Annotated in this window: 21 protein-coding genes and 1 pseudogene; 9 read left to right on the top strand and 13 right to left on the bottom strand. The window is 65.1% G+C overall.

The window, feature by feature from the left end:
- Positions 1-122: 122 nt before the first annotated feature.
- A pseudogene (locus MAFF_RS41285) lies at positions 123-245 on the top strand (class I SAM-dependent methyltransferase); the annotation flags it as partial.
- A gap of 154 nt (positions 246-399) precedes the next feature.
- Here the strand turns inward: MAFF_RS41285 and MAFF_RS08630 are convergent.
- The 8 genes from MAFF_RS08630 to MAFF_RS08595 form a co-directional block, all read right to left on the bottom strand.
- Complete coding sequence (locus MAFF_RS08630) at positions 400-1,452, bottom strand: ABC transporter permease (RefSeq protein WP_010910504.1); 1,053 nt, start codon at positions 1,450-1,452, stop codon at positions 400-402.
- Positions 1,453-1,705: 253 nt separating this feature from the next.
- A complete protein-coding gene (locus tag MAFF_RS08625; protein ID WP_010910503.1) occupies positions 1,706-2,677 on the bottom strand; it encodes an ABC transporter permease in 972 nt (323 codons plus the stop codon).
- The gene (locus MAFF_RS08620) at positions 2,674-4,215 is read right to left on the bottom strand and encodes a sugar ABC transporter ATP-binding protein (protein ID WP_010910502.1); all 1,542 of its coding nucleotides are present in this window, start codon (positions 4,213-4,215) and stop codon (positions 2,674-2,676) included. The genes MAFF_RS08625 and MAFF_RS08620 overlap by 4 nt, the downstream gene beginning before the upstream one ends.
- A gap of 268 nt (positions 4,216-4,483) precedes the next feature.
- Complete coding sequence (locus tag MAFF_RS08615) at positions 4,484-5,518, bottom strand: ABC transporter substrate-binding protein (protein WP_044548142.1); 1,035 nt, start codon at positions 5,516-5,518, stop codon at positions 4,484-4,486.
- Between the two features lie 174 nt (positions 5,519-5,692).
- Positions 5,693-6,607: a sugar phosphate isomerase/epimerase family protein gene (locus tag MAFF_RS08610; protein ID WP_010910500.1), complete on the bottom strand. Its 915-nt coding sequence runs from the start codon at positions 6,605-6,607 to the stop codon at positions 5,693-5,695.
- A 24-nt stretch (positions 6,608-6,631) separates the two neighbouring features.
- Complete coding sequence (locus tag MAFF_RS08605; RefSeq protein ID WP_044548141.1) at positions 6,632-8,167, bottom strand: mannitol dehydrogenase family protein; 1,536 nt, start codon at positions 8,165-8,167, stop codon at positions 6,632-6,634.
- Positions 8,164-8,946: an SDR family oxidoreductase gene (locus tag MAFF_RS08600; protein WP_010910498.1), complete on the bottom strand. Its 783-nt coding sequence runs from the start codon at positions 8,944-8,946 to the stop codon at positions 8,164-8,166. Before MAFF_RS08600 ends, MAFF_RS08605 begins: the two co-directional genes overlap by 4 nt.
- Before the next feature lie 78 nt (positions 8,947-9,024).
- Complete coding sequence (locus MAFF_RS08595) at positions 9,025-9,918, bottom strand: MurR/RpiR family transcriptional regulator (protein WP_010910497.1); 894 nt, start codon at positions 9,916-9,918, stop codon at positions 9,025-9,027.
- A gap of 286 nt (positions 9,919-10,204) precedes the next feature.
- Between MAFF_RS08595 and MAFF_RS08590 the strand changes: the two genes are divergently transcribed.
- Positions 10,205-11,392: a Gfo/Idh/MocA family protein gene (locus MAFF_RS08590; protein WP_010910496.1), complete on the top strand. Its 1,188-nt coding sequence runs from the start codon at positions 10,205-10,207 to the stop codon at positions 11,390-11,392.
- 58 nt (positions 11,393-11,450) lie between these two features.
- Here the strand turns inward: MAFF_RS08590 and MAFF_RS08585 are convergent, their stop codons facing one another.
- A complete protein-coding gene (locus MAFF_RS08585; RefSeq protein WP_010910495.1) occupies positions 11,451-11,921 on the bottom strand; it encodes an NUDIX domain-containing protein in 471 nt (156 codons plus the stop codon).
- Between the two features lie 171 nt (positions 11,922-12,092).
- Between MAFF_RS08585 and MAFF_RS08580 the strand changes: the two genes are divergently transcribed.
- On the top strand, positions 12,093-12,623 hold the full coding sequence (locus MAFF_RS08580) for a sterol desaturase family protein (RefSeq protein WP_032930973.1): 531 nt from the start codon (positions 12,093-12,095) through the stop codon (positions 12,621-12,623).
- Between the two features lie 25 nt (positions 12,624-12,648).
- Here MAFF_RS08580 and rsgA read toward each other — a convergent pair whose 3' ends face one another.
- Together rsgA and dinB are read right to left on the bottom strand one after the other, a co-directional pair.
- Positions 12,649-13,689, bottom strand: a complete 1,041-nt coding sequence (gene rsgA, locus MAFF_RS08575) for a ribosome small subunit-dependent GTPase A (RefSeq protein WP_010910493.1) — start codon at positions 13,687-13,689, stop codon at positions 12,649-12,651.
- A 647-nt stretch (positions 13,690-14,336) separates the two neighbouring features.
- The gene (dinB, locus tag MAFF_RS08565) at positions 14,337-15,584 is read right to left on the bottom strand and encodes a DNA polymerase IV (RefSeq protein ID WP_010910492.1); all 1,248 of its coding nucleotides are present in this window, start codon (positions 15,582-15,584) and stop codon (positions 14,337-14,339) included.
- A 209-nt stretch (positions 15,585-15,793) separates the two neighbouring features.
- Between dinB and MAFF_RS08560 the strand changes: the two genes are divergently transcribed.
- Positions 15,794-16,507: a DUF899 domain-containing protein gene (locus MAFF_RS08560; RefSeq protein ID WP_010910491.1), complete on the top strand. Its 714-nt coding sequence runs from the start codon at positions 15,794-15,796 to the stop codon at positions 16,505-16,507.
- A gap of 64 nt (positions 16,508-16,571) precedes the next feature.
- On the opposite strand, the gene MAFF_RS08555 is transcribed toward MAFF_RS08560, so the two are convergent.
- Positions 16,572-16,994, bottom strand: coding sequence for a winged helix-turn-helix transcriptional regulator (locus tag MAFF_RS08555; protein ID WP_010910490.1), 423 nt, complete (start codon positions 16,992-16,994; stop codon positions 16,572-16,574).
- 110 nt (positions 16,995-17,104) lie between these two features.
- Here MAFF_RS08555 and MAFF_RS08550 point away from each other — a divergent pair, with 110 nt between their 5' ends.
- From MAFF_RS08550 to MAFF_RS08535, 4 genes are all read left to right on the top strand, one after another.
- Positions 17,105-17,692, top strand: a complete 588-nt coding sequence (locus MAFF_RS08550; protein ID WP_010910489.1) for a dihydrofolate reductase family protein — start codon at positions 17,105-17,107, stop codon at positions 17,690-17,692.
- A 120-nt stretch (positions 17,693-17,812) separates the two neighbouring features.
- On the top strand, positions 17,813-18,694 hold the full coding sequence (locus tag MAFF_RS08545) for an SDR family oxidoreductase (protein WP_010910488.1): 882 nt from the start codon (positions 17,813-17,815) through the stop codon (positions 18,692-18,694).
- Between the two features lie 105 nt (positions 18,695-18,799).
- A complete protein-coding gene (locus MAFF_RS08540; protein ID WP_010910487.1) occupies positions 18,800-19,750 on the top strand; it encodes an alpha/beta hydrolase in 951 nt (316 codons plus the stop codon).
- 81 nt (positions 19,751-19,831) lie between these two features.
- Complete coding sequence (locus tag MAFF_RS08535; RefSeq protein WP_044548139.1) at positions 19,832-20,758, top strand: sigma-70 family RNA polymerase sigma factor; 927 nt, start codon at positions 19,832-19,834, stop codon at positions 20,756-20,758.
- A 162-nt stretch (positions 20,759-20,920) separates the two neighbouring features.
- Here the strand turns inward: MAFF_RS08535 and MAFF_RS08530 are convergent, their stop codons facing one another.
- A complete protein-coding gene (locus MAFF_RS08530; protein WP_044550663.1) occupies positions 20,921-21,835 on the bottom strand; it encodes an alpha/beta fold hydrolase in 915 nt (304 codons plus the stop codon).
- A 120-nt stretch (positions 21,836-21,955) separates the two neighbouring features.
- On the opposite strand from MAFF_RS08530, the gene MAFF_RS08525 reads away from it, so the two are divergent.
- Positions 21,956-22,858 (top strand): LysR family transcriptional regulator, encoded by a 903-nt coding sequence (locus MAFF_RS08525; protein WP_010910484.1) that lies wholly within the window; start codon positions 21,956-21,958, stop codon positions 22,856-22,858.
- Positions 22,859-22,865 lie beyond the last annotated feature (7 nt).

The raw sequence follows: 22,865 nt of genomic DNA, 5'->3' as shown, positions 1-22,865 counted from the left end.
GGGCATATGCTCCTAACTTGCTGAGGCATCCTCCGGTGATGTTTCCGGGCCTTCCACCGAGCGATACGTCCTTAGCGATGCGTCGCCGGGGCGCTGTCGTCGTGCGGGATACCTTGGCCCGCGGGAGACTTGGCGCGGAAAGCACCATCCTCGCGAACAAGGACGATTCGTACTCGATCAAGGTGTTCGATGCCTGGAGCAAGGGCGAGACCGATCGCTTCGCCTATCGATTTTTGAAGATCTAACACTGGGCCATTTGCCGACGATGAGGTCGGCTCTCGGGAGGCGGCTTGTCGACGCGACGACCGATTGTGGGTTGGTTTGGGAACGACAGCTTACCGCAGAAGTTGGTTGAAACCGGATCGTCCGCTGTCGGCCCCCGAATTGGCCGCTCGCCCCCTACCGCTCCTCCACAATCCGCAGATAAGCCGCGGTGACAAACAGCACGATCAGCCCGAACAATATCCGCCTTGCCCCCTCCGGCATCTGCAGGATGGTCAGCAGCGTCGTCAGCACGGTCAGGATCAGGGCGCCGACGATGGTGCCGGTGTAGCCGCCGCGGCCGCCGAAGATGGAGGTGCCGCCGATGACGGCCGCCGCCACTGAGGGCAGGACCAGGGGTTCGGCGAGCGAGAGGGACGGGGCCTTGATCAGGCCGATATAGAGCAGGCCGGTGATGCCGGCGAGCAGGCTGGAGGTCACGTAGAGCGCCGTGATGACCTGCCAGTATTGCACGCCCGACAGACGCGTCGCGTGCTCATTGTCGCCGACGGCGTAGAGCAGGCGGCCGAAGCCGGTGCGGGCCAGCGTGAAGACGATCAGCGCCGCCAGCGGCACGTAGAGCAGAAGCGCGTTGGGGAAGCTGAAACCGATGCCTGCGTCGGTCAACCACTGGCGCGCCGCTTCCGAAGGCACCCATGCGTCCGGCAGGCGGGTCACGCCTGTGCCGAGCCAGGCGAGGAAGTCGGGGATTTTCGCGCCCGAGGCGATCACAGTGCGCTGGTAGACCTGCAGGCAGCCTGTGCCGATCAGGCTGGTGCCGAGCGTCATGATCAGCGGGTGGACGCGGAAGACGCCGACGCCGATGCCGTTGACCAGGCCGATCAGCACCGCCGGCATCATCGCCAGCAGGAAGGCCACGGCCGGGTCCTGGTTGACGATTTGCGTGGCCATGATGAAGGCGCTCATCGTCGCCACCGTGCCGACCGACAGGTCGATGCCGCCGGTGAGCATGGTCATGGTCTGGCAGCCGGCGAGGATCGCCAGCGGAATGGCGAACTTTATCGTGTTGGCGATCCAGCGCTCGTTGACGATGCCGGGGCGCAGGATCTGCAGGATCACCACCAGGATGACCAGCAGGATGATCAGCGGGACGAGCGGCCGGTCGGCCATGAAGCGTTTTATCCGGCGGCCGAAGGGGACGGGGGGAGGCGTAATCGCTGACGTGCTCATGGGGTGGCTCGTGATTGGGGTGGCGCGGGGCGATAGGCGAGCGAGGATAGCGCTCTACGGCGCCCCCCTCTGGCCTGCCGGCCATCTCCCCCACGGGTGGGGAGATTGGCAGCTTTGGTGCTGGCGCCCTTCTTGCACCTTTGGAGATTAGCGAAGGCCGCGATAACAGCCGATCTCCCCCCTCGTGGGGGAGATGTCCGGCAGGACAGAGGGGGGCGTCGTAGGGCGCAGCGCTTCATCTCATGCCCACCCATCACTGCCGCCCCCGCATGGTGATGAACGCGCCGAACATCACGACCGCCACCATGATGGCGCCTTCGATGATGGCGGTGACGTTGGGGTCGATGGCGAGCAGGGTGAGGTCCGTGCGCACCAGGCGCAGCACGAAGACGGCGACGATGGGGCCGAGCAGGCCGCCCTTGCCGCCGCCGAGCGCCACGCCGCCCAGAACCACGGCGGCGACGCTGGCCAGGAGATAAGGGCCGGGGATGGGGGCGCCGATGCCGGTGCTCATGGTCAGCGCCAGGCCGCCAAAGGCGGCGAACAGGCCCGACAGCGCATAGGCGATGATGCGGGTGCGCTTGACCGGCACGCCTGAGCGGAACGCCGCCAGTTCGCTCGAACCGATGGCGTAGATGGACAGGCCGAGGCGCGAGCGCCTGAGCGGTATCCAGATGACGCAGAGGCAGACGATGAGCACCAGCAGCGCCTTCGGGACCCAGGCGTCGATGGCGTCGGGCAGGCCTGATATCGGCACGGTGCCCGAGATCAGCGCCTTCAGCCATTCGGCGGCGGCGCCGCCCGGCGCGTCGAGCACCAGCAAGGCCGCCCCCTGCAGCACGAACAGCATGGCGAGCGTGACGACGATGTCGGGCACGCGGGTGACGACGATCAACAGGCCGTTGAGCGCGCCGAGGACAAGACCCATGGCGAGCACGAAGGGCACGACGAACAGCGCGTATTCTTCCGAGGCACCCGCCATCATCGAGGCGGCGGTGACGCTGGTCAGCGCCATCATGGCGGCGACCGACAGGTCGATGCCGCCGGCGATGACCACCACCGTCTGCGCCGCGACGGCGAAGGCATAGGGCAGCACGGCCCGCGCCAGCGAGCCGAAATCGCCGCTGCCATAGCCGGGCTGGATGATCCTGGTGGCGATGAACAGCACGATGAGCAGGGCGAACAGGCCAATGACCCAGCCCTGGCGGCGCAGGAAATGGCTCATGGCTTCGTCCCCGAAGACGGGGACTGGGGATCGGCCAATATGCCGATATCGGCCTTGGCGCCGCGCGGCAGGCCGTAGGCGGCGCGCATCAGCGCCGGCTCGTCGGCCTCCTCGACCGGAAAAATATCGACCAGGCGGCCGCCGAAGATGACGATGACGCGGTCGCAGACGCGCTGCACCTCTTCCAGTTCCGAGGTGTAGAACAGCACCGACTTGCCGTGGCCGGCGAGCTCGCGCAGCAATTTATAGATCTCCTGCTTGGTGCCGACATCGATGCCGCGCGTCGGGTCGAAGCACAGGATGGTGCGGGCATCCGCCGCGATCCAGCGGGCGATGGTCACCTTCTGCTGGTTGCCGCCGGACAGGCGCTGCACCTCGCCTTGCGCGCGTGTGTCGATCTGCAGGCGCTCGATGGCGCTCAGCACCTTGGCGCGCTCGCGGCGCATGGGGATCGGTCCCCAGTTGCGCAGCGCCGCACTAAAGGGCAGCGCGATGTTTTCACGCACCGAGCGCTGCATGGCGAGCGCCTCGGACCGGTCGCCCGGCACATAAGCGATCCCGGCTCTGATGGCGTCGATCGGGTGCGAAAACTTCACTGGGCTGCCATCGACCTCGATCGTGCCGCCCGAGGGCCGGATCGAGCCGGCAAGGGCTGCGAACAATTCATCCTGACCCTGGCCTTCGAGCGCCACGACGCCGGCGACCTCGCCATCCCTGAGATCGAAGGAGACGTCGTTGAGCTTGGCGCCGACCCGCAGATTGTGCACGGAAAGCCGCGGCCGGGGAGGGGCTGATACCGCCTTCTCGGCGGCGCTGCGCGCCGCGACATGGGTTTTCACGATGCGTGTGCCGAGCATCAGCTCGACGATCTTTTCCTCGACGCCGGGCACGATGTCGACGACGCCGACGGTCTCGCCGTCGCGCAGCACGGTGGCGCGGTCGCAAAGCGCCGAGATCTCGACGAAGCGGTGCGAGATGAAGATCACGGCGCGCCCCGAATCGCCCTGGCGGCGCACCACTTCCAGCACCTTTTCGGCGAGGTTGGCGGGAAGCGCCGCCGTCATCTCGTCGAGCAGCAGCACGTCGGGCTCGACGGCCAGAGCGCGGGCGAGGTCGAGCACGCGCAACACGGCGAGCGGAATGTCGCGCGCGGTGTCGCGCAGGTCGAGGTCGGCAATGCCGAGCTCGCGCACCCAGGCGCGGAACGGCTCGACCGGCGTGCCGGTCAGCCGCAGATTGGACAGCACGTCGAGATCGGGGATCAGCGACGGCTCCTGGTAGACCGGCAGCAGGCCAGCGCGGCGTGCGGCGGCGGGCGAGCGTATGTCGCGCGCCTCGCCCCGGATCAGGATGCGCCCGGCATTGGCTGATATCGCCCCGGTCAGGATCTTCACCAGCGTCGACTTGCCGGCGCCATTGGCGCCCATCAGCGCATGCACTTCGCCCGGCAGGACGGAGAGCGACGCGTTGCGAAGCGCGGCAACCGCGCCGTAATTCTTGGCGACACCGGAGGCGTCGAGGAGGGGGCTGGTGGTCAAATCGCTATCCGCATCAGAAATTCTCTTGCTGGCACTCTACGGCGCCCCCCTCTGTCCTGCCGGACATCTCCCCCACGAGGGGGGAGATCGGCAGTTCCGGCGTCCGCCCTCGTCTTGCAACGTTGAAAATTGGCGAAAGCCGAGATCACAGCCAATCTCCCCACCTGTGGGGGAGATGTCCGGCAGGACAGAGGGGGGCGCCGTAGAGCGCTAAGCTGAGGAACGAGGACGGCAGTTCGCCGTCCTCGCTACACAATCAAAACCCAGCTTACTCGCCCGGCCCCTTGCAGGCGACGATCTGGTCCTTCGTGTACGTCGTCCAGTCCGGGATCGAGATCGAGACCGGCCATTCGGGGCTGAGCGAGGGGTCGGCGGCGGCCTTCAGCTTGGCCTTGCCCTCCTCGGTGGCGTTTTCCCAGAGCTGCGGCTGCACCAGCACGGTCTGCTGCGCCGGCTTCTTGCCGTCGAGGATCTGCAGGGCGAGCGTGACGCCCGCGCCGCCGATCGAGCCGGGGTTGGTGACGGCGGCACCGACGAGGCCCTTGACCGAGCTCAGCTGGCCGACGAAGCCGGCATTGTCGGCACCGACGATCGGCACCAGCGGCGCCTGCGATTCCACCAGCGCGTCGACGATGACGTTGTCGATGCCAGACGTCCAGATGCCGTTGATCGGCGTTCCCGTCGACAGGAAGGAGAGGATCTGCTGCTTGGCCTGGTCCTGCTGCCAGCCGGTGAAGACTTCCTGCGCCACTTTCACGTCGGGAAATTCGGCCAGCGCCTTCTTGAAGCCTTTGTCGCGATCGCTGTCGGCAGAAGCACCGGCGGCGCCGCGCATGTAAAACACCTCGCCCTTGCCGCCCATCTGCTGGAACAGCCATTTGGCGCCGAGATAGGCATATTCCTCCTGGTTGTTGGAGATGATGTAGGCCGACGGCTCGGTGACCGCCTGGTCGACGGCGACGACGACGATGCCGGCCTTGGTGGCTTCTTCCAGGCCCGCCTTGATGCCGGCCGGATCGGCCGGGTTGACGACGATGGCGTCGACCTTGGCGCTGATCAGGTTGCGGATGTCTTCCAACTGGCCGGCGGCGTCGGTGTTGCGGTGGGCGATGTTGAGCTTTGCCACTTCGCCGGAGGCCAGCGCCTGCGCCTTCATGGCGCACACCATCTCCTCGCGCCAGCCATTGCCCTGGACGGTATTGGAAATGCCGATCGTGTATTTGCCGGCGGCCGACGAGACGCCCACCGAGGCCAGCAAGGCAGCACCCGCCAGCAGCGGGACCATGGTCAGGATTTTCTTCATTTCAGTCTTCCTCCACATTGTTTTTCAGTTTCAGTTCCAAGTCGTTGAGGCATGCCGTTCAGAAAGAGAGTCAGGCGGCTCAACTCGTCGTCCTCCGCATGTCGTTGCGGACATGCTTTTCCCTAGGCATGTCGTTGCCCCAAAACCGCGAGACACTTTTGGGCGACATGCTTTTCACTTGACGTAGGGCCGCAGAACGTCGCGGGCGAGCAGAAAGCCGCGCTTCACCTGCTCGTCGCTGCCTTCAAACCGCCTGTCCTCGTGTTCGATGATGACCGATCCGTCATAGCCGGCGCGGTAGAGGCCGGAGAAGAAGCCGCTCCAGTCGACATCGCCCAGCCCCGGCATGCGCGGCACCTGCCAGCCTATCCCGGCCGAGAGGATTCCGCGCTCGTACAAACCATCATGATCAATCATCAAATCCTTGGCGTGGACATGCAGCATGTAGGGGCCGAACTCCCTGATGAAGCGGGCCTGGTCGATCATCTGCCAGACCAGATGCGAGGGGTCGAAATTCATGCCGATGTCGCCGCCCCAGGTCTCCAGGATGCGGCGCCAGACCTGCGGCGAATAGGCGATGTTGTGCCCGCCCGGCCATTCGTCATAGCTGAAGATCATCGGGCAGTTCTCGAAGGCAAGCTTGATGCCGTGGCCGCGCGCAAAAGCGACGATTTCGGGCCAGACTTTCAGCGCGTCCTGCCAGTTGACGTCGACGGTTTTCGAGGCATCGCCGCCGCAGAAGGTGTTGACCACGGGCACGCCCATATTGGCGGCGAGCTCAATCACCTTCTTCAGGTGGCCGATGACCGCCTCGCGGTGCGCGGCATCGGGGTGCAGCGGGTTGGGATAGTAGCCGAGGCCGGAGATGGTCAGGTGCTTTTCCGCGAGCGAGGCGGTGATTTCTTTCGCCTGCGCGGGAGAGGTGGAAGCGGCATCGATATGGCTGGTGCCGGCATAGCGGCGGGTCGCGCCGGAGGTTTTCGGCCAGCAGGCGATTTCCAGCGCCTCGAAGCCGGCAGAGCTGGCCCAGGCGGCGACATCGGCAAGCGGCGTCTCCGCGAAGGGTGCGGTGAGCAGTCCAAGTTTCATAGTGCCTCCCAGCCTTCATAATGCCTATTGTTTGGATCGTTTCAACCTTGCGACCTCATCTTGTTCGAGACCGTGCCGGACAGCCGCCATCGGATCGTCCGAAAGCAGCTCGCCCAGCGCCGAAGTCACGGCCGCGCGAAACGCAGCGTTCGCGGCAAGGCCGGGGTCGAAGATCGTGTCGATGGCAAGGATGGCCGAGGCCAAAGCCGGCGCATCGCGCCCGGTTGCGTCGGCGATCTCGGCGACTTTGCCCGCATAGGGATCGGAGACCGGCCAGCGTTTGCCGAAGCGGTCCGAGGCCTGGATGAGATAGGCCATCCAGCCGGCGACCGGCACCGACAGCAGGCCGATGGTCTGGCCCAGCCGCAAGCGGTCGCGGATCGGGTTGAGCAGGCGCTGCACGATCTTCTGCGAGCCGTCGGTGGCGATCTGGTGGTTGCGGTGGCGGATCGCCGTGTTCTTAAGCCGGCCGAGGCTCTGCTCGACATAGGCCGATGGGTCCATGCCGGGCACCGGCATCAGCGTCGGCAGCGTTTCCTCGACCAGCATGCGCCTGGTGAAGGCCGATAGCAGCGGGTCGGCGATGGCATCCGATGTATGCTCCAGCCCGGCCAGCACGCCGAGCGTGGCGAGCGTCGTCTGGGTGCCGTTCAGCACCCGCATCTTGAGATGCTCGAACGGCGTGACATCGTCGACAAAGGTCGCGCCGACCAGGTCCCAGCGCGGCACGCGGCCGGCGAATTTCTGCTCGATCACCCATTGCCGGAACGGCTCGCCGACGGCGACGGCGGCGTCGCGGTAGCCGAACCATTGCTCGACGCTGTCCAGATCGTGCTGCGTCACCGCCGGCGCGATGCGGTCGACCATGGCCGACGGGAAGGCGGCATTGGCGGCGATCCATTCGGCCAAGCCATTGCCGCGCCGCTCGGCAAAGCTCCGCACGACAGTTTCCAGGATGACGCCGTTGGCCGGGATGTTGTCGCAGGAGAGCAGCGTCAATGGCCGGCCATGCGTGGCCCGGCGCAGTTCCAGCGCCCGCGCGAGGATGCCGGGCACGCTGCGCGGCGCATGAGGGTTGGCGAGATCATGGACAATGTCGGGATGGCCGAGATCGAGCGCGCCGCTCGACGGGATGTGGCAATAGCCTTTCTCCGTCACCGTCATCGTCACCAGTTCGATATCGCGTGAGGACAGCACCGTGAGTGCCGGCCCGGCACTTGCCTGGCTGTCCACCACCTTCACGATGCTGCCGATGATGCGGGCCTCGATATGGCTGTTTTCGCGGATCAGCCTTGTGTAGAGCCCGCTCTGCCGGCCGAGCGTGTCGGCAAGGGTGGGCGGACGGATGTTGATGCCGACAACGCCCCAGCGGTCGAACTGGCGCGCCAGCAAATCATCGGTGTATTCGGCTTGATGGCAGCGGTGGAACGCGCCGACGCCGAGATGCGCCATGCCTGGCGCAAGGGTTGTCCGGTCATATCCAGGCGTCCGGACAGCGGCCGGAAGCTGGTCCAGCAAGGCTGGACCGAGTGTTTCCGGCGCTGTCGAAGCCGCGTTCACCGGTTCGCCCCGATCACCGACTGCTCCTGGTCGATCACAGCGCCGGTCATCGGCCCGGCCGCGTCGGAAAGCAGGAAGACGGACAGGTTGGCGATGTCGTCCGGCTTGAGCAATCTGCCGAAAGGCTGCGCGGCATTGGCGGCGTCGAGCCAGCCCGGGCCGTGACCCAATGTCTTAGACTGCATCACGCGTTCGGCCGGCGTGTCGGTCCAGCCGACATTGATGCCGTTGACGCGGATGCGGTCGAAACGGTGGGCGTTGGCGGCGTTCTTGGTCAGCGTCGCCAGCGCACCCTTGGTGGCGGAATAGACGGCGAGTTCGGGGGAGCCGCAATGGGCGTTGATCGACAGGATGTTGACAATCGCGCCGGGCTCCCCGCGCTTCCTCATGTCGGCAATCGCCGCCTGCATCAGGAAGAACGGCGCGCGCGCATTGACGGCGAACAGCGCGGCCCAGTCGTCGAGGCCGGCATCGAGGAAGGAGGCGCGGTCGGTCAGGCCGGCGGCGTTGACGAGGCCGTCGATGCGGCCGAAGCGCTCAATGCAGGCCTGCGCCAGCAAGGCTGGGGTCTGCGTGTCTCCAAGGTCGGCGGCGACGAAGATAGTCGGCGTGCCGATGGCCGACAATTCCGCCGCCACGGCGTCGCCGCGTTTGCGGTCGCGTCCGGTGATCAGCAGCCCGCCGGCGCCGGCCCGCGCGAGCGCCTCGGCAATGGCGCGGCCGATGCCTTGCGTCGCGCCGGTGACCAGCACGACCTTGCCTTGGAGATGAAGCTCCATTCCTCCTCCCGGAACAAAGTTTCTATTTTTTAAAATATGGAACGGCAATTCCCGATAGTCAATTGTGCCAGCAGCGCCTCATGCGCCGCGTTTTGCCGCGACGCCTTGGACCAGCGCCATGCCCACCGCCAGCGATGCCGCCAGCGAGCGGAAGCCGGCGAAGTCGGATTCCACCACTTCCAGCCAGCTGTCCGACAAAGCGATCAGCGGGCTGAACGTGCTGTCGGTGATGGTGACGATGCGGGCCTTGCGCTCATGCGCCACCGCGACCAGGTCGGGCGTGATCGAATTGTAGGGGCTGAAGGAGACGGCCAGCACCGCATCCCGGCTGCCGATGCAGCCGACCTGGTCGAGCGCCGAGGAGCCGACATTGTCGACCAGCACGTTGCGCACGCCTTGCTGGGACAGCGTCAGCGACAAATACGCGGTGACCGGAAAGGCGCGCTTGGAGCCGATGACATAGATCAGTTCGGCGGCCGCCAGCAGCGTCACCATCTTTTCGAAGCTCTCGACGTCGAAGCCGGTCTCGATGCGGCCAAGCGAGGCCTGCGAGGCGCCGACCATGCCGTGCAGGAAATGCATGGCGGCATTGGGTTCGACCTCGGTGCGCGGCTCGCCGCGCCCTTCCGGCCATGAACCCTTGACATGCTCCTTGAACAGGCCCTGGAAATCGGAAAAGCCGGAATAGCCGAAGATCTGGGCAAAGCGCACCAGCGTCGAGGGCTGCACGCCCGCCTGCGCGGCCACCTGCGCGATGGTGCCGAGCGCGACATCGCTGGGATGCTGCCACATGAAGATCGCCACCTGGCGCAGCCGCTTGGGAAAATGCACGGTGCCGGAGGAGAGCACGGCGCGCAATTCCTCATAGGTCTGCGGCTGGGTATAGCCCAACGCGGCAAGAGAGCGCCCGCGCTTGCGCGTCGCCGCCTCGTCGGCAAGAGATCGTCCCGAAGATTTGCCTGCCCCACTCATGATCTCAGGCTAGCGTGGCACAATCGTATTACAATACGGAAATTGGAAATTGTGTTCGAAAGTGGTAGGTCCTCACCGTCGTCATCCTAGGGCGAAGCAGGAGCGAAGCTCCGTTGCGGAGACCCTAGGATCCATGCCGTGACGGTTGCCGAAGAACGCTGCGGAAGAGAAGATTCTGCACCGCCGCAACGCCTTGAAGTCACGGCATGGATCCTGGGGTCTGCGCCGCGTCGCTGCGCTCCTTGCTTCGCCCCAGGATGACGAAGTGATAGGTGGAGGAGAAAGCATGGTCTACGCAACATCGGATGGGTCGGCGGGCAAGCGCCTGAGGGTCGGCATGGTCGGCGGCGGCCGCAATGCCTTCATCGGCGCCGTGCATCGGCTGGCCATGCGCCTCGACGACCAGATCGTGCTGGTGGCCGGTGCGCTGTCATCCGACCCGGAGAATGCCGCTGCCTCGGCCGCCGAGATCGGCATCGCGCCGGAGCGCAGCTATGCCGATTATCATGCAATGGCGCTGGCCGAAGCCGCGCGGCCCGATGGCATCGAGGCGGTCGTCATCGTCACGCCCAACCATCTGCACGCGCCGATCGCCACCGCCTTCCTCGAGGCGGGCATCGACGTGATCTGCGACAAGCCGCTGTCGACCACGCTCCGCGACGCCGAAGCGCTGGTGACGCTGGCGCGCGCCAAAAAACGCCGCTTCGTCGTGACGCTCAACAACACCGGCTACGCCATGGTCCGGCAGGCGCGCGAAATGGTGATGGCAGGTGAACTCGGGCGCATCGTCTCGGTGCATGGCGCCTATATCCAGGACTGGCTGACCAGGCCGATCGACGCGGAAGGCCAGAAGCAGGCGGAGTGGCGCACCGACCCGGCCAGGGCCGGGCAGTCGGCGGTGCTGGCCGATATCGGCGTGCATGCCTTCAATCTGGCGAGCTATATTTCGAGTTGCGAGGCCGAGGCGGTGTCGGCGGACCTGTTCACCGCGGTGCCTGGGCGCCGGCTCGACGACAATGCGCATGTCATGGTGCGCTGGACGGATGGAGCGCGCGGCACGATCCTGGCCAGCCAGACCTCGCCCGGCCACTACTATGATCTGTCCGTGCGCATCTATGGCGACAAAGCCGGCCTCGAATGGTCGGGCGGGCGGCCGGAGGAACTGCGTTTTTCCGTCTATGGCGAGGAAACCCGCACGCTGGTGCGCGGCGGCCATGGTTCGACCGAAGAAAGCCGGCGCGTCTCGCGCATGCCGGCGGCGCATCCGGAAGGCTATATCGAGGCCTTCGCCAATTTCTACCGCGACGCCGCCGACATCATCCGCGCGCATCGCTCCGGTGGCGTGGTCGATGCCGCGCGCGCGGCACAGGTGCCGGATGTTGTCGACGGCGCGCGCGGCGTGAAGTTTGTCGCCGCAGCGGTGGCATCGAACGCGGCGGGCGGCGCATGGACGGCGGCGCGGTTTGCAGGGTGACAGCCGATCTCCCCCAATCTCCCCCACGAGGGGGAGATTGGCAGTTTGCTGCCGGCAATCACCCGATCCCCAGCCGCTTCGCCAGATCCGACAGCATCGGGCGCTGGCCCTGCAGAATTTTTACCTCGGCCTCGGGCAGGCTGAACCAGCCGGCCCTGTCGACCTCCGGAAACTCTTTCATCGAGCCGGATCGCGGCGGCCATTCCATGGTGAAGGTGTTGCTCTTGATGGCGGCGACATCGATCTCGGTGCTGGCCTCCACGGACCAGGCGATCACGACCTTGCCGCCCGGTTGCTTGTAGTCGCCAAGGCGTGCGAAGGGGCCGTCGACCGTGATGCCAAGCTCTTCCCCGGTCTCGCGTTGCGCTGCCGTCAGTTCGTCCTCGCCCTCGCCGACGAGGCCTTTCGGGATCGACCAGGCGCCTTCATCCTTCCTTGCCCAGAACGGGCCGCCGGGATGAACCAAAAGCACCCTGATATCCCCATCGCCTCGACGATAAATCAACAGGCCCGCACTGCGTTTTGCCATTTTTGCATGTCCGTTTGCGGCGCCGGTACAAGATCTGCCGCTTCTTGAGTCGATCATGTCGGGAAATTGCGACGCTATGTCAGATGCATCTGCATTGCACCTCATCCGCGAGTTCGGCAGTCTGATGGCATCGATTCTGGGGCGGCGTCGAAATCAGGTGGGGCGTCCGGAATGCAACTCGGTCTGATCGGCTACTACAGCGATTTCGTGGTCTATCCGCTGGCGATCGCTCTCTTGGGCGTGGCCGGGCTGATCGAGGCCGGGGAAGAGAGCGCGCCGGACTGGATCGGCACGGTGCTGATCTGTCTCGGCCTGTGGACGTTGATCGAATACGTCCTGCACCGCTTCGTCCTGCATCATGTTCCCTACATCAGGGACCTGCACGACCGTCATCACGTCGACGAGCGCAGTCCGGTGGGCACGCCGACCTGGCTCAGCCTCGGCGTGCATGCGTTGATCGCGCTGCCCGTCTGGGTGCTCTCGGATTTCGCGACCGCCAGCGCGGTCGGCTGCGGGCTGATGCTGGGTTATCTCTGGTACATCAGCGTCCACCACATGATCCACCACTGGCATCCCGCCCATCCCAGCTATCTCTACACGCTCAAGCGCCGCCACGCGGTGCACCATCATATCGACGACAGCGCCAATTTCGGTGTGACGTCGCTGTTCTGGGACCGGGTTTTCGGCACGGCGCGGCTGTGAGGGCAGTAGGCAGTAGGGCAGCCGTTCAGCGCCTTTTGCCGCGGCCGGCGGGTGACTTGGCTCCTCGCGGCCCGCTCTGCACCGGCGTGTTGTGCTGGTTTTCATCGGACAGTTTGCGCCAGCGGGCAAGGCGCTCCGGATCGAGCGTGCCGGCCTTCAAGGCAGCCTGCACCGCGCAGCCCGGTTCATGCACATGCGTGCAGTCGCGGAATTTGCACAGCGGTGCCAGCTCGGTGATTTCGGCGAACAGCGTATCGATGCCGTAGCCGACATCGCTGACCTGCAGCGTGCGCATGCCCGGCGTGTCGATCACCCAGCCGCCACCGGCAATGGCGTGCAGGGACCGCGCCGTGGTGGTGTGGCGCCCCTTGGCGTCGTGTTCGCGGATGGCCCCGGTCTGCTGCGGCGACTGCTGCGCCGATCCGGCCAGCGTGTTGACCAGTGTCGACTTGCCGACGCCGGAGGAGCCGATCAGCGCCACCGTCTGCCCCGCGCCGCACCAGGCGGCGAGTGCGCTCGCGGCGCCCGGTATGCGCGGGTTCAGCGTCACCACCGCCAATTCGCGCTGCAGCGCGGCAGCTTGCTTCCGGTACGCCTCGGCGTCCTCGGCCGTATCGGCCTTGGTCAACAGGATCACAGGCGTCGTTCCGGCCTCGTTGGCCAGCGCCAGATAGCGTTCGAGCCGGGCGATGTTGAAGTCGGCATTGCAGGACGTGACGATGAACAGCGTGTCGACATTGGCCGCAGCCAGCTGTGGTCCCCTGCCGCCCTGGACGCGGCGTTCCAGAACCGTCTTGCGGGTCAGGCGACGCTGCACGAGGTGACTATGCGGCTCGACCAGCACCCAGTCGCCGACGGCGTAGTCGCCGGTGGTGGCCTGCGGCGCCAGGGACAGGTCGGTTTGTCCCGTCTGGGACAGGCCGCTCAGCCGGTCTCTGTGCACCATGGCAATGCGGGTCGGGATGAGGTTTGCATCGCTCGCTTCAAGCTGATCGCCGAAAAACTCCGACCATCCAAGGTCGGCAAGGGAGGGGGAGGAGGCCGTCACGGCTTCGACCAAAGGCATGGCGTCGCTGACATCGGACAGTATTCCCGGCAGGATGGGAGAGGCGCGGGCCTCTCGGGATGGGCGATCCGCCCGTCCCGCTGTATGGGCGGCATGGCGGGATTTGGCAAGCAGTCTGGCGACAAAGCCCGCTTGGATTTAGCCCGACTATTCAGCAGGCGGCGAAGTAATTTACCGCCGCTTTACTGACAGATTGATAGAATGAGAGCGCCACCATACACATATTAAGCACGATACAGGTTCTTCGTTGTCAAGAATTCCACCCGACCGTATCCGTTGAGAACAATGCGCAACGTATCTCTTTTCCTTGCCGCCAGTCTCGGGTGTCTTCTCCTCGCGGCCGTTTCTCTCGGGATGGGTGGAACCGTGGTCGAAACTTTGTTTCCGAACGCGAGGGCGGTCAAAGTGGCGCAATGCTCGCGCCTCATTCAGAGTTATCACGACGATAACAGGGCAATGCCGGAACGCGGCACTCCTGAACGCACCCGCTATGTTGACTGCTACTATCTGGTTTGCGGAATCAGATTGGAAGGGTGAGGGTGCCGGGCGACTCTTCAACGAGGTGTGCTCGATGGTGGATTGACCGGGGATTTTTGGAGAACTCCGTCATGGATTTCATGGCCTGAATCCCTGGGCGCCTCCTCCGTCTACAGCTCCTTTTCCGCCAGTTCCCTGAATTCGTCGGGCACCGAGCGCGCCGCTTCCAGCGCCACCGTGCCGTAGCCGACGGCCTGTTTGCCGAAACGTTCGCGGATCTTGTCGATGGCGCGGTCGGCGCCGAAGCGGGCGAGGCCTTTTTTGCTGCCCGGGCGGCGCTTCTCGTCGGCGAGGCCGAGCGGCAGGTCGAGCTGCAGCTCCGCGCTCTCCTCCAGATGCGAGACCGAGATCGCCAGCAGCGAGATGGTCTTTTCGCGTGGATGGTCGGCGAGCACGCCGCGCACCAGGTCGCCGGCGATCTCGGCCAGCATGGTGGTCGCCGAGATCGGCTGGTCGAGCGTGATCGAGCGCGTGACGGCGCTGAGATCGGCAAAGCGCACGCGCACCGTCACCGTGCGGCCGGGCCGCGCCTTGGCGCGCAGCCGGCTGGCGACGCGATCGGCCAGATGCAGCAAGGTGGGCACGATCACCCGCGCCACGGCCGGCTTCTGGCCAAGCGCCGATTGCGCGCCGGCCGAGTGCGCCCGGCGCCTGGTCTCCAGTTTCCTCGGGTCGCGGTTCCATGCGAGAGCGGCAAGCTTTTCGCCGGCGGCGGGACCGAGCAGCCGTGTCAGCGCTCCGCTATGCGTCCTGGCCAGCTCGCCGATGGTTTGGATGCCGATCTCGGCCAGCCGCGATTTGGTCGCCGGACCGACGCCCCACATCAAGGAGACCGGCAGATCGTGCAGGAAGTCGAGCTCCGTGCCGGGATCGACCACCACAAGCCCGTCGGGCTTAGCGACCTGCGAGGCGATCTTGGCCAGATGCTTGGTGCGCGCCACGCCGATCGAGATCGGCAGGCCGAGTTCGGCCCGCACGCGATGGCGGATCGCCGTGGCGATGTCCCGCGGTTGCCCGAACAGATGCGTGCAGCCGGCGACATCGGCGAAGGCCTCGTCGATGGAAATGCGCTCGACCACCGGCGTGAAATCGTCGAGCACTTTTATCGCCGCGTCGCCCAGCCGCTGGTAGTGGCTGAAATTGCCGCCGACGAAGATCAGCTGCGGGCAAAGCTCGCGCGCCTTGCGCCCCGGCATGCCGCCGCGCACGCCGAAGGCCCGGGCTTCATAGGATGCGGCGAGCACCACGCCGCCGCCGACCGCGATCGGCTTGCCGCGCAGCGACGGGTCAAGCAGCTGCTCGACCGAGGCATAGAAGGCGTCGAGATCGGCATGCAGGATGGTGGCTGTCGTTTCCATCCGGCTGCATATCCATGGTTGCTGATGGATAGGAACGAATAGAGAACATAACATGTACATTTGTCAAGCGGCGTGTCCGCGTCGGGCTGGATCACCTGTGCTCTTGTCGCGAAAATTGTGCAGCCATTGTCGGATCGCGCTTTTCAACGACGTCTTCAAGACGGGCAACGAGGCTGTCAGCATATGCCAGAGTGCGGAAGGAGCACGACATGACCGACCACATCATCGCGCCTTACTCGGACTGGTTTGAAGCGCATAAATCGCATCTCGTAAAAGAGAAGGCGTTGACGCGCCAGCGTCAACAACTCGCGGCGGAGCGGCGCGCGCTGCCGTGGCTGCGCATCGACAAGCCCTACGCGTTCGATACGACCCAGGGAAGGAAATCGCTAGCCGATCTTTTCGAGGGCCGCAGCCAGTTGATCATCTATCACTTCATGTTTCCGCCCAACGCGGACTATCGCTGCACCGGTTGTTCGTTCCTTTGCGACCACATCGACGCCGCCAACCAGCATCTCAGGCATCACGACGTCTCCCTGGTCGTCTGCGCGCGCGCGCCTCTGGCCGAGCTCATGGATTTCAAGGCGCGGATGAATTGGCAGTTCGATTGGGTTTCGTCATTCGGCAGCGATTTCAATTTCGACTTCCAGGTATCGTTCACCGAGGACCAGATCAGCTCGGGCCAGGTGCTGTTCAATTTCGAAGAGGTCGCGATGACAGGCAGGGATCGCGGTGGCACGACCGTTTTCTACAGGGATGACGATGGCCAGATCTATTGCACTTTCCAGGTGCGGGGCCGGGGCGGCGAGAACCTGATCGGGACCTATAGCTATCTCGACCTCACTCCCATCGGCCGCAATGAAAACGGGCCGTCGCATACGCTGGGCGATTGGGTCCGCCTTCACGATCAGTACGATGATCGCTGACGATCCGATATCGCCGTGCGGTTGCGCAACGCCCCGGCGGGCCATCCTTCAGGAGCTTCGGCGATCATGTTTTCGCCAGATGTTCGGCCCGCAGCGCCGCCTTCATCCGTTCCAGCGCCGGTTCGCCGCCGGCCGTCAGTTCATCGGCGACCTGCGCCAGATGGTCGTCGGCCTTGCGGTGCTTGCTGCCCCAGGCGCCGAGCGTGGCCAGCACCGGCAACAGGTCGATGCCGGCTTCTGTCAGCCGGTAGATCGCCTTCAGCCCGTGGCTCGGATCGTCGCTGCGGGTGAGGATGCCTTCGTCCTGCAGGGTCTGCAGCCGCTCCGCCAGCGTGCGCGAGGAGATGCCTTCATCCGACTGCAGGAACTCGCGAAAATGCTTTTTCCCGGCGAAGACCAGATCGCGGATGATGAGCAGCGTCCAGCGGTCGCCGAGCAGTTCCAGCGACAGGCTGATCGGGCAGCCGGATCTTTCGCGCGTCGACATGTCTATGGTTCCATTTTTAAATCACTTTACTATTGACATCATTTTTGACCTGCGTCAATGGTTCCAAAAGTAAAGCAATCCCCTTGAGCTGAGCAAACGAGGAGACGACGATGAAGAAGCTCATCTTGCAGATGCAGATGTCGGTCGACGGTTTTGTCGGCGCCAATGACGACCATCGCTGGCAGCTCTGGGAATGGGGCCACGACATCGGCTGGGACGAGGAGCTGAAGCAGGACTTCAACGCCGTCTTCGCCGGCATCGACACCATCCTGCTCAGCCGCAAGATGGCCGAGGAGGGGTATCTGACCCATTGGGGCAATGCGGCGAAGAAATTTCCGGCCGATCCGTTCTACGCCTTCGCCCAGCGCATCGTGGAGGTCCGGAAGGTGGTGCCGAGCGACAGGCTGAAAACCTCGCGATGGGAGCGCAGCACGGTGGTGAGCGGTGACCTGCCTCGTGAGGTCAACGCGCTGAAGGCGGGCGAGGGCGGCGACATCATCGTCTTCGGCGGCGCCGGCTTCGCCTCGTCGCTGATTGCGGCCGGGCTGGTCGACGAGTTCCAGCTGTTCGTCAATCCGGCCGTGCTGGGCGCCGGCCGCCGCATCTTCGACCAGGGCGGTTTCCGAAACCTCCGGCTTCTCGGCTCGAAAGCCTATGCCTGCGGCATGGTGGTGAACCGCTACGCCCCGGCGCAGTGAGGGGCACGGCGAAGGTTCCTGTCAAAAAACTGTTTGGGCAGAATCCTTTGCCCTCGTCTCTTCGTCTTCAAGGTGCGGTCGCCGGCGTGGCGGCCGCCTCAATCCCAGACGGAGATGACGATGATCCTGGTGACGGGCGCCACGGGGCTGAACGGCAAGGCGGTCATGCGCGAGTTCGCGCGGCACAAGCATGAGGTGAGGGCGCTGGTGCGCGATCCCGACCGGGCGTCGGTGGCAGGGCTCGGCGGACTTGCCGGCGTCGAACTGGTCACGGGCGACATGCGCCAGGCGGACACGCTTGGCGCGGCACTCGACGGCATCGATCGCGTGCTGATGATTTCGACCGCCGCCGACGACATGACGGAAACGCAGTGCCGCTTCGTCGATGCCTGCAGGCAGGCCGGCGTCGCGCATGTGGTGAAGTTCTCCGGCGCCGAATCCAACATCGGCTACGACGCGACGAAGTTCCGCTTCACCCGCATGCATGAGGAGGTCGAACGCTATCTGGAAGCGGCCGGCATGGCATGGACGCATCTGCGCCCCAGCCAGTTCATGCAGGTCTACCTGCGCGACGCGCCGACCATTGCCGCCGAGGGCGCCTTCTATCTCGCGCTCGGCGAGACCGAACTGTCGCCGGTCGATGTCGAGGATATCGCCAAGGTGGCTTTCCGGCTGCTGCGCGATGGCGGCCATGCAGGCGAGAGCCTCGATATGACCGGGCCGCAGGCGCTGACGATGAGCGATATCGCGGCGCTTATATCCAAGGCGATCGGCAAGCCGGTTCGCTATGTCGATGTCAGCCCGGCAGAGCGGCGGCGCAACCTGCTGGCCAGCGGCGTTCCAGCCGGCTTCGCCGACGCGCTGGACGAACAACTGGCCGAGCGGTTGCGCCGGCCGAAATCGCGGGTGCATCTGGCGACGCACGACATGTTCGGCGTGCGGCCGACGCCATTCGTTGAATTCGCCCAACGCCACGCCGCGATGTTTCGGGGCGAGGGTTAGCCGGGGCGGAAAAATCGTCCGCGGCGACGTATCCTTTTTGTCAGCCCGTCCGTCTTTGCTTCTCGAAAGGTCGCGCGGTCCGCGATCCATAACCAGGAGAGCATCATGGCGAGCATCGAGAGCGAGGCAAACAGGAACCACTACGCGGCGATCGGCGCCAATGCCGGCAAACTGAGCCCGCAGGCGTTCGTTGAGTTCAACGATAGCAGTTGGACGGCGCTGACCGGCGAACCCGGCGGCGTCGACTATATCGAGGTGGATGCCGGCGGCGTGCCTGGGCTATGGGTCGTGCCGAAGGGCGCCGACGAGCGGCGCGTGCTGTTTTATGCGCATGGCGGCGGCTTCCTCGGCGGCTCGATCTACACCCACCGCAAGCTGGTCGGTCATCTGGCCAAGGCCGTCGGCTGCCGGGCCTTGCTGTATGGCTATCCGCTGGCCAGCCAGGCCAAGTATCCGGCCCAGCTCGAGGCGGCGATGGCAGCCTGGGACTGGCTCATCGACCAGGACTTCGACACCAGGCGGATCGCGCTTGCCGCAGATTCCTGCGGCGCGGTGCTGACCTATGGCGTGCTGCAGCGGCTGCGGGCGCAGGAGCGTCCGCTGCCCGCCGCCACGCTGATCATCTCCGGCTGGTTCGACATGGCGCTGACCGCTGCCAGCTATGAAACCAACCGCGAAAAGGATCCTTTCTTCGCCAAGGGCGGCGTCGACTGGCTGGTGACCAGCTTCATCGGCGACTACGATCGGCTGGATCCGGAGGTCAGCCCGCTCTATGCCGATTTGAGTGGCTTTCCGCCAGTCTTCCTGCAGGCCGGCGCCGATGAGACGCTGGTCGACGAAAGCCGCATGTTCGCCGAGCGCGCGCGGCAGGCTGGCGTCGAGACGCGCCTCGACATCTTCGACGACATGCTGCACTCCTTCCAGATGATGGCCGGCCGGGCGCCGGAAGCCGATGACGCGATCGGCCGCTTGGCCGCCTGGGTGCGGCCGAGGCTTGGGCTGCCGGATGCCGGTGATAACGCCGTCAGCGACAAGGTTGCCGGCAGGGCGGCGTAGGCATGGGCTCGGGTCGCACTTGGTGCTTGTGGATGCGCGGCGCTTGCGCGATGCTGCGGCAAGGCTGAGCGACGCGCCGCGATGAACCAGCAGATCCGCAATTCCCCTGAGATGAGGCGCATCGAGCCGCGCCTCGATCCCGAAGGCCTTTTCGACATGCGCTACAGGGCGTTCCTGGAGACGGTCTCGCATTTGCGCGTCCGTCTCCACCGCTATTGCGCGCGCATGACCGGCTCGGCCCTCGACGGAGAGGACATCATGCAGGAGGCGCTGTTCGAGGCCTATCGCAAGATCGGGCTGCTCGACGATACACAGGCGCTGCGGCCGTGGCTGTTCCGCATCGCCCATAACAGGTGCATCGACTTCATCCGCACCCGCCGCACGCGGCTCAAGGCCGAAGCAGGCTATGCCAGCGATGAGATCGTGCTGCCTGTCGAGCCCGCCGGCCCGGGCGCCGGCCGCGCCATCGAAAGGCTGGTTGTGCACCTGCCGCCGAAGGAGCGCGCCTGCGTGCTGCTCAAGGATGTCTTCGACCATTCGCTTGAGGAGATCGCCGGCCTGGTCGGCTCGACATCGGGCGGCGTCAAGTCGGCGCTCAATCGCGGCCGGGCCAAGCTCGCCGCCTTGCCGGCGCAACCGGTCGCGGCACCCGCGCACGACCCTGAACTGGAGCGGCTGCTCGGCCGCTATGTCGAGCTCTTCAATGCCAGGGACTGGGACGGGGTGCGGGCGCTGACCAGCGCCGACGCCCGGCTGCGGGTTTCGGACTGCTACAATGGCCTGCTCTCCGACTCGCCCTATTTCGTCGAGTACGACCGCGGCGAGCCCTGGCGCATGCGGCCGGACACGATCGAAGGGGAGGCCGTGCTGGTCGTCGACAGGCTGCATGGCGAGGTCTGGCGGCCAGCATATTTCGTGCGCATCCATGCCGACGGAGGCATCATCAACCGCATTGCCGATTATTATGCCTGCCCCTGGATCCTGGAGATGGTGGCTGCCGACGGCTGATGGATTTGTCGGCAGTGCCCTGTCGCTGGGATCGGCTTTCCCGCTTATTTCACCGAGTCCGCGGCCGCCAGAATGACATCTGCGACTTCGCGCGGTTTGGAGAGCATGGGAACGTGGCTGGTCGCAAGCTCGGTCACGTCAGCGCCGATCGCCTTGCTGTTGTTACCTGGAGAGGAAATCGGTGATGAGCTTGACCGTGGCATCCGGGTTTTCTTCCATGATCCAATGGCCGGATGCCGGCACGATGGCCCCCGTCACGTCCGACGCGACGAAACGCAGGGTGTCGGCCTGTGTCGTGCCCGCCGATTTCTCCGCGCCGGCCGCCAGCACCGGCATGGGCAATTTGCCGCCGGTGGCAAGCATCGCCTGGTTGTCGATGGCGTCCTGGTCGAATGCCTTGAACTGTTCGAACGCGTCATGCATGGCATGCGGCCGTGCATAGAGTTTTGCATAGTGGACGCGCGTCGCCTCGTCGATCTTCTTCGGGTCGGCCGACAGTTCGTTGTAGAAGCGGTCGAGGTAGATGCGCTCGCGGCCCGCGACCAGACGCTCCATGTCGGGGCCCCGGAAGTTGAAGTGCCAGAGCAGCGGGCTTTGCTTGATCTTGTCCCAGTCACCTATGCCCGGCAGCGGCGCGTCGATGACAACCCATTTGGTGATGCGCTTGGGATACTGCGCGGCCAGTGCATAGCCGACCATGTTGCCGATGTCGTGCGTCACCAGCTCGGCCTTGTCGATCTTCAGCGCGTCCATCACGCCGGCGATGTCGAGCGCCTGGTTCTTCTTGGTGTAGCCGCCGTCCGGATGCGCCGAAAGGCCCATGCCGCGCAGGTCCGGCACGATCACCATGTGATCCTTCATCAGCTTTATCGCGACCGGCGCCCACATGTCGCCGGTGTCGGCGAAGCCGTGCAGCAGGATGACGGCGGGACCCTTGCCGCCGACGCGCACATAGAGGCTGGTGCCGTTGGTCGCGATCGACTGCGCCTTGAAGCCCGTCGGAAACGGGATCACGCGCGCCGAGGCCGGCGCGGCGAGCGACAGCAGACCAAGCACGATAACCAAAGGACGAAACATCATGAATTACCCCAAGATTTTGTCACCGCCGCGTGTATCGCGGTCCTTTCAACTATGGCACCGTGCCCTTGGTTTCGTTAGGCGTCGGTCGCCTGATTGTGAATTCGGGAAAGCCGAACAATGCTAAAGCTTGAAGCCGCCGCCGCGTTTGTCGCCGTCACGGAATCCGGCTCGATCAGCGAGGCGGCCAGGCGCATGGGCCTGTCCAAATCTGTCATCAGCGAGCGGCTGTCGGAACTCGAGCGCAGCCTTGGCACGAGATTGCTGGACCGCACCACCCGCAAACTCTTCATCACCGAAGCGGGGCGCGGTTTTTACGAGCGCGCCAAGCGCATCATGCAGGAGGTGGCCGATGCGAAAGCCGAAATCGCCGAGGATCGCGGCGAACTCGCCGGACCGCTCAGGATATCCGCGCCGACCAGTTTCGGCATCCTCCATCTCGGCCCGGCGCTGTACGGCTTCCTGGCCAGGCACCCGGGGATCGAACTGACGCTTGATGTCGACGATCGTTTCGTCAGCATGGTGGCCGATGGCTACGATGCCATTGTGCGTCACGGGCCGGTCGTCGATGGCGGACCTGTCATCGTCAAGAAGCTGGCTTCCAGCCGTCGCTTCCTGGTGGCCTCGCCGGACTATGTCGAGCGGTTCGGATTGCCGGCGACCACCGACGACCTGAAACGCCACAAGGGCATCATCTATTCCATCCGCGGTGCCGCCGATTGGCGGTTCAAGATTTCGCGGCGGCTGGTGACGATCCGCCCGGTAACCGCGTTGCGCGTCAACAATGGGATCTTGATGCGCGACGCCGCGCTTGCCGGCCTCGGCCTGGCGCTGCTCCCCGCCTATTTCATCCGGACCGAGATCGCCGACAAGCGATTGACGGTCATCGATGTCGGCGCCGAGCCTGAAGGGGCCACCATCTATATCGCCTGTCCCGAGGACAGGCGCGGATCCGCCAAACTGCGAGCGCTCACCGCATGGCTACGCGATGCCTTTGGCGATCCGCCCTATTGGGAGACGTGAGCCGGCA

This window comes from Mesorhizobium japonicum MAFF 303099 (assembly GCF_000009625.1).
GTDB classification, from domain to species: Bacteria; Pseudomonadota; Alphaproteobacteria; order Rhizobiales; family Rhizobiaceae; genus Mesorhizobium; species Mesorhizobium japonicum.
This window is presented reverse-complemented; position numbering and strand designations above follow the sequence as displayed.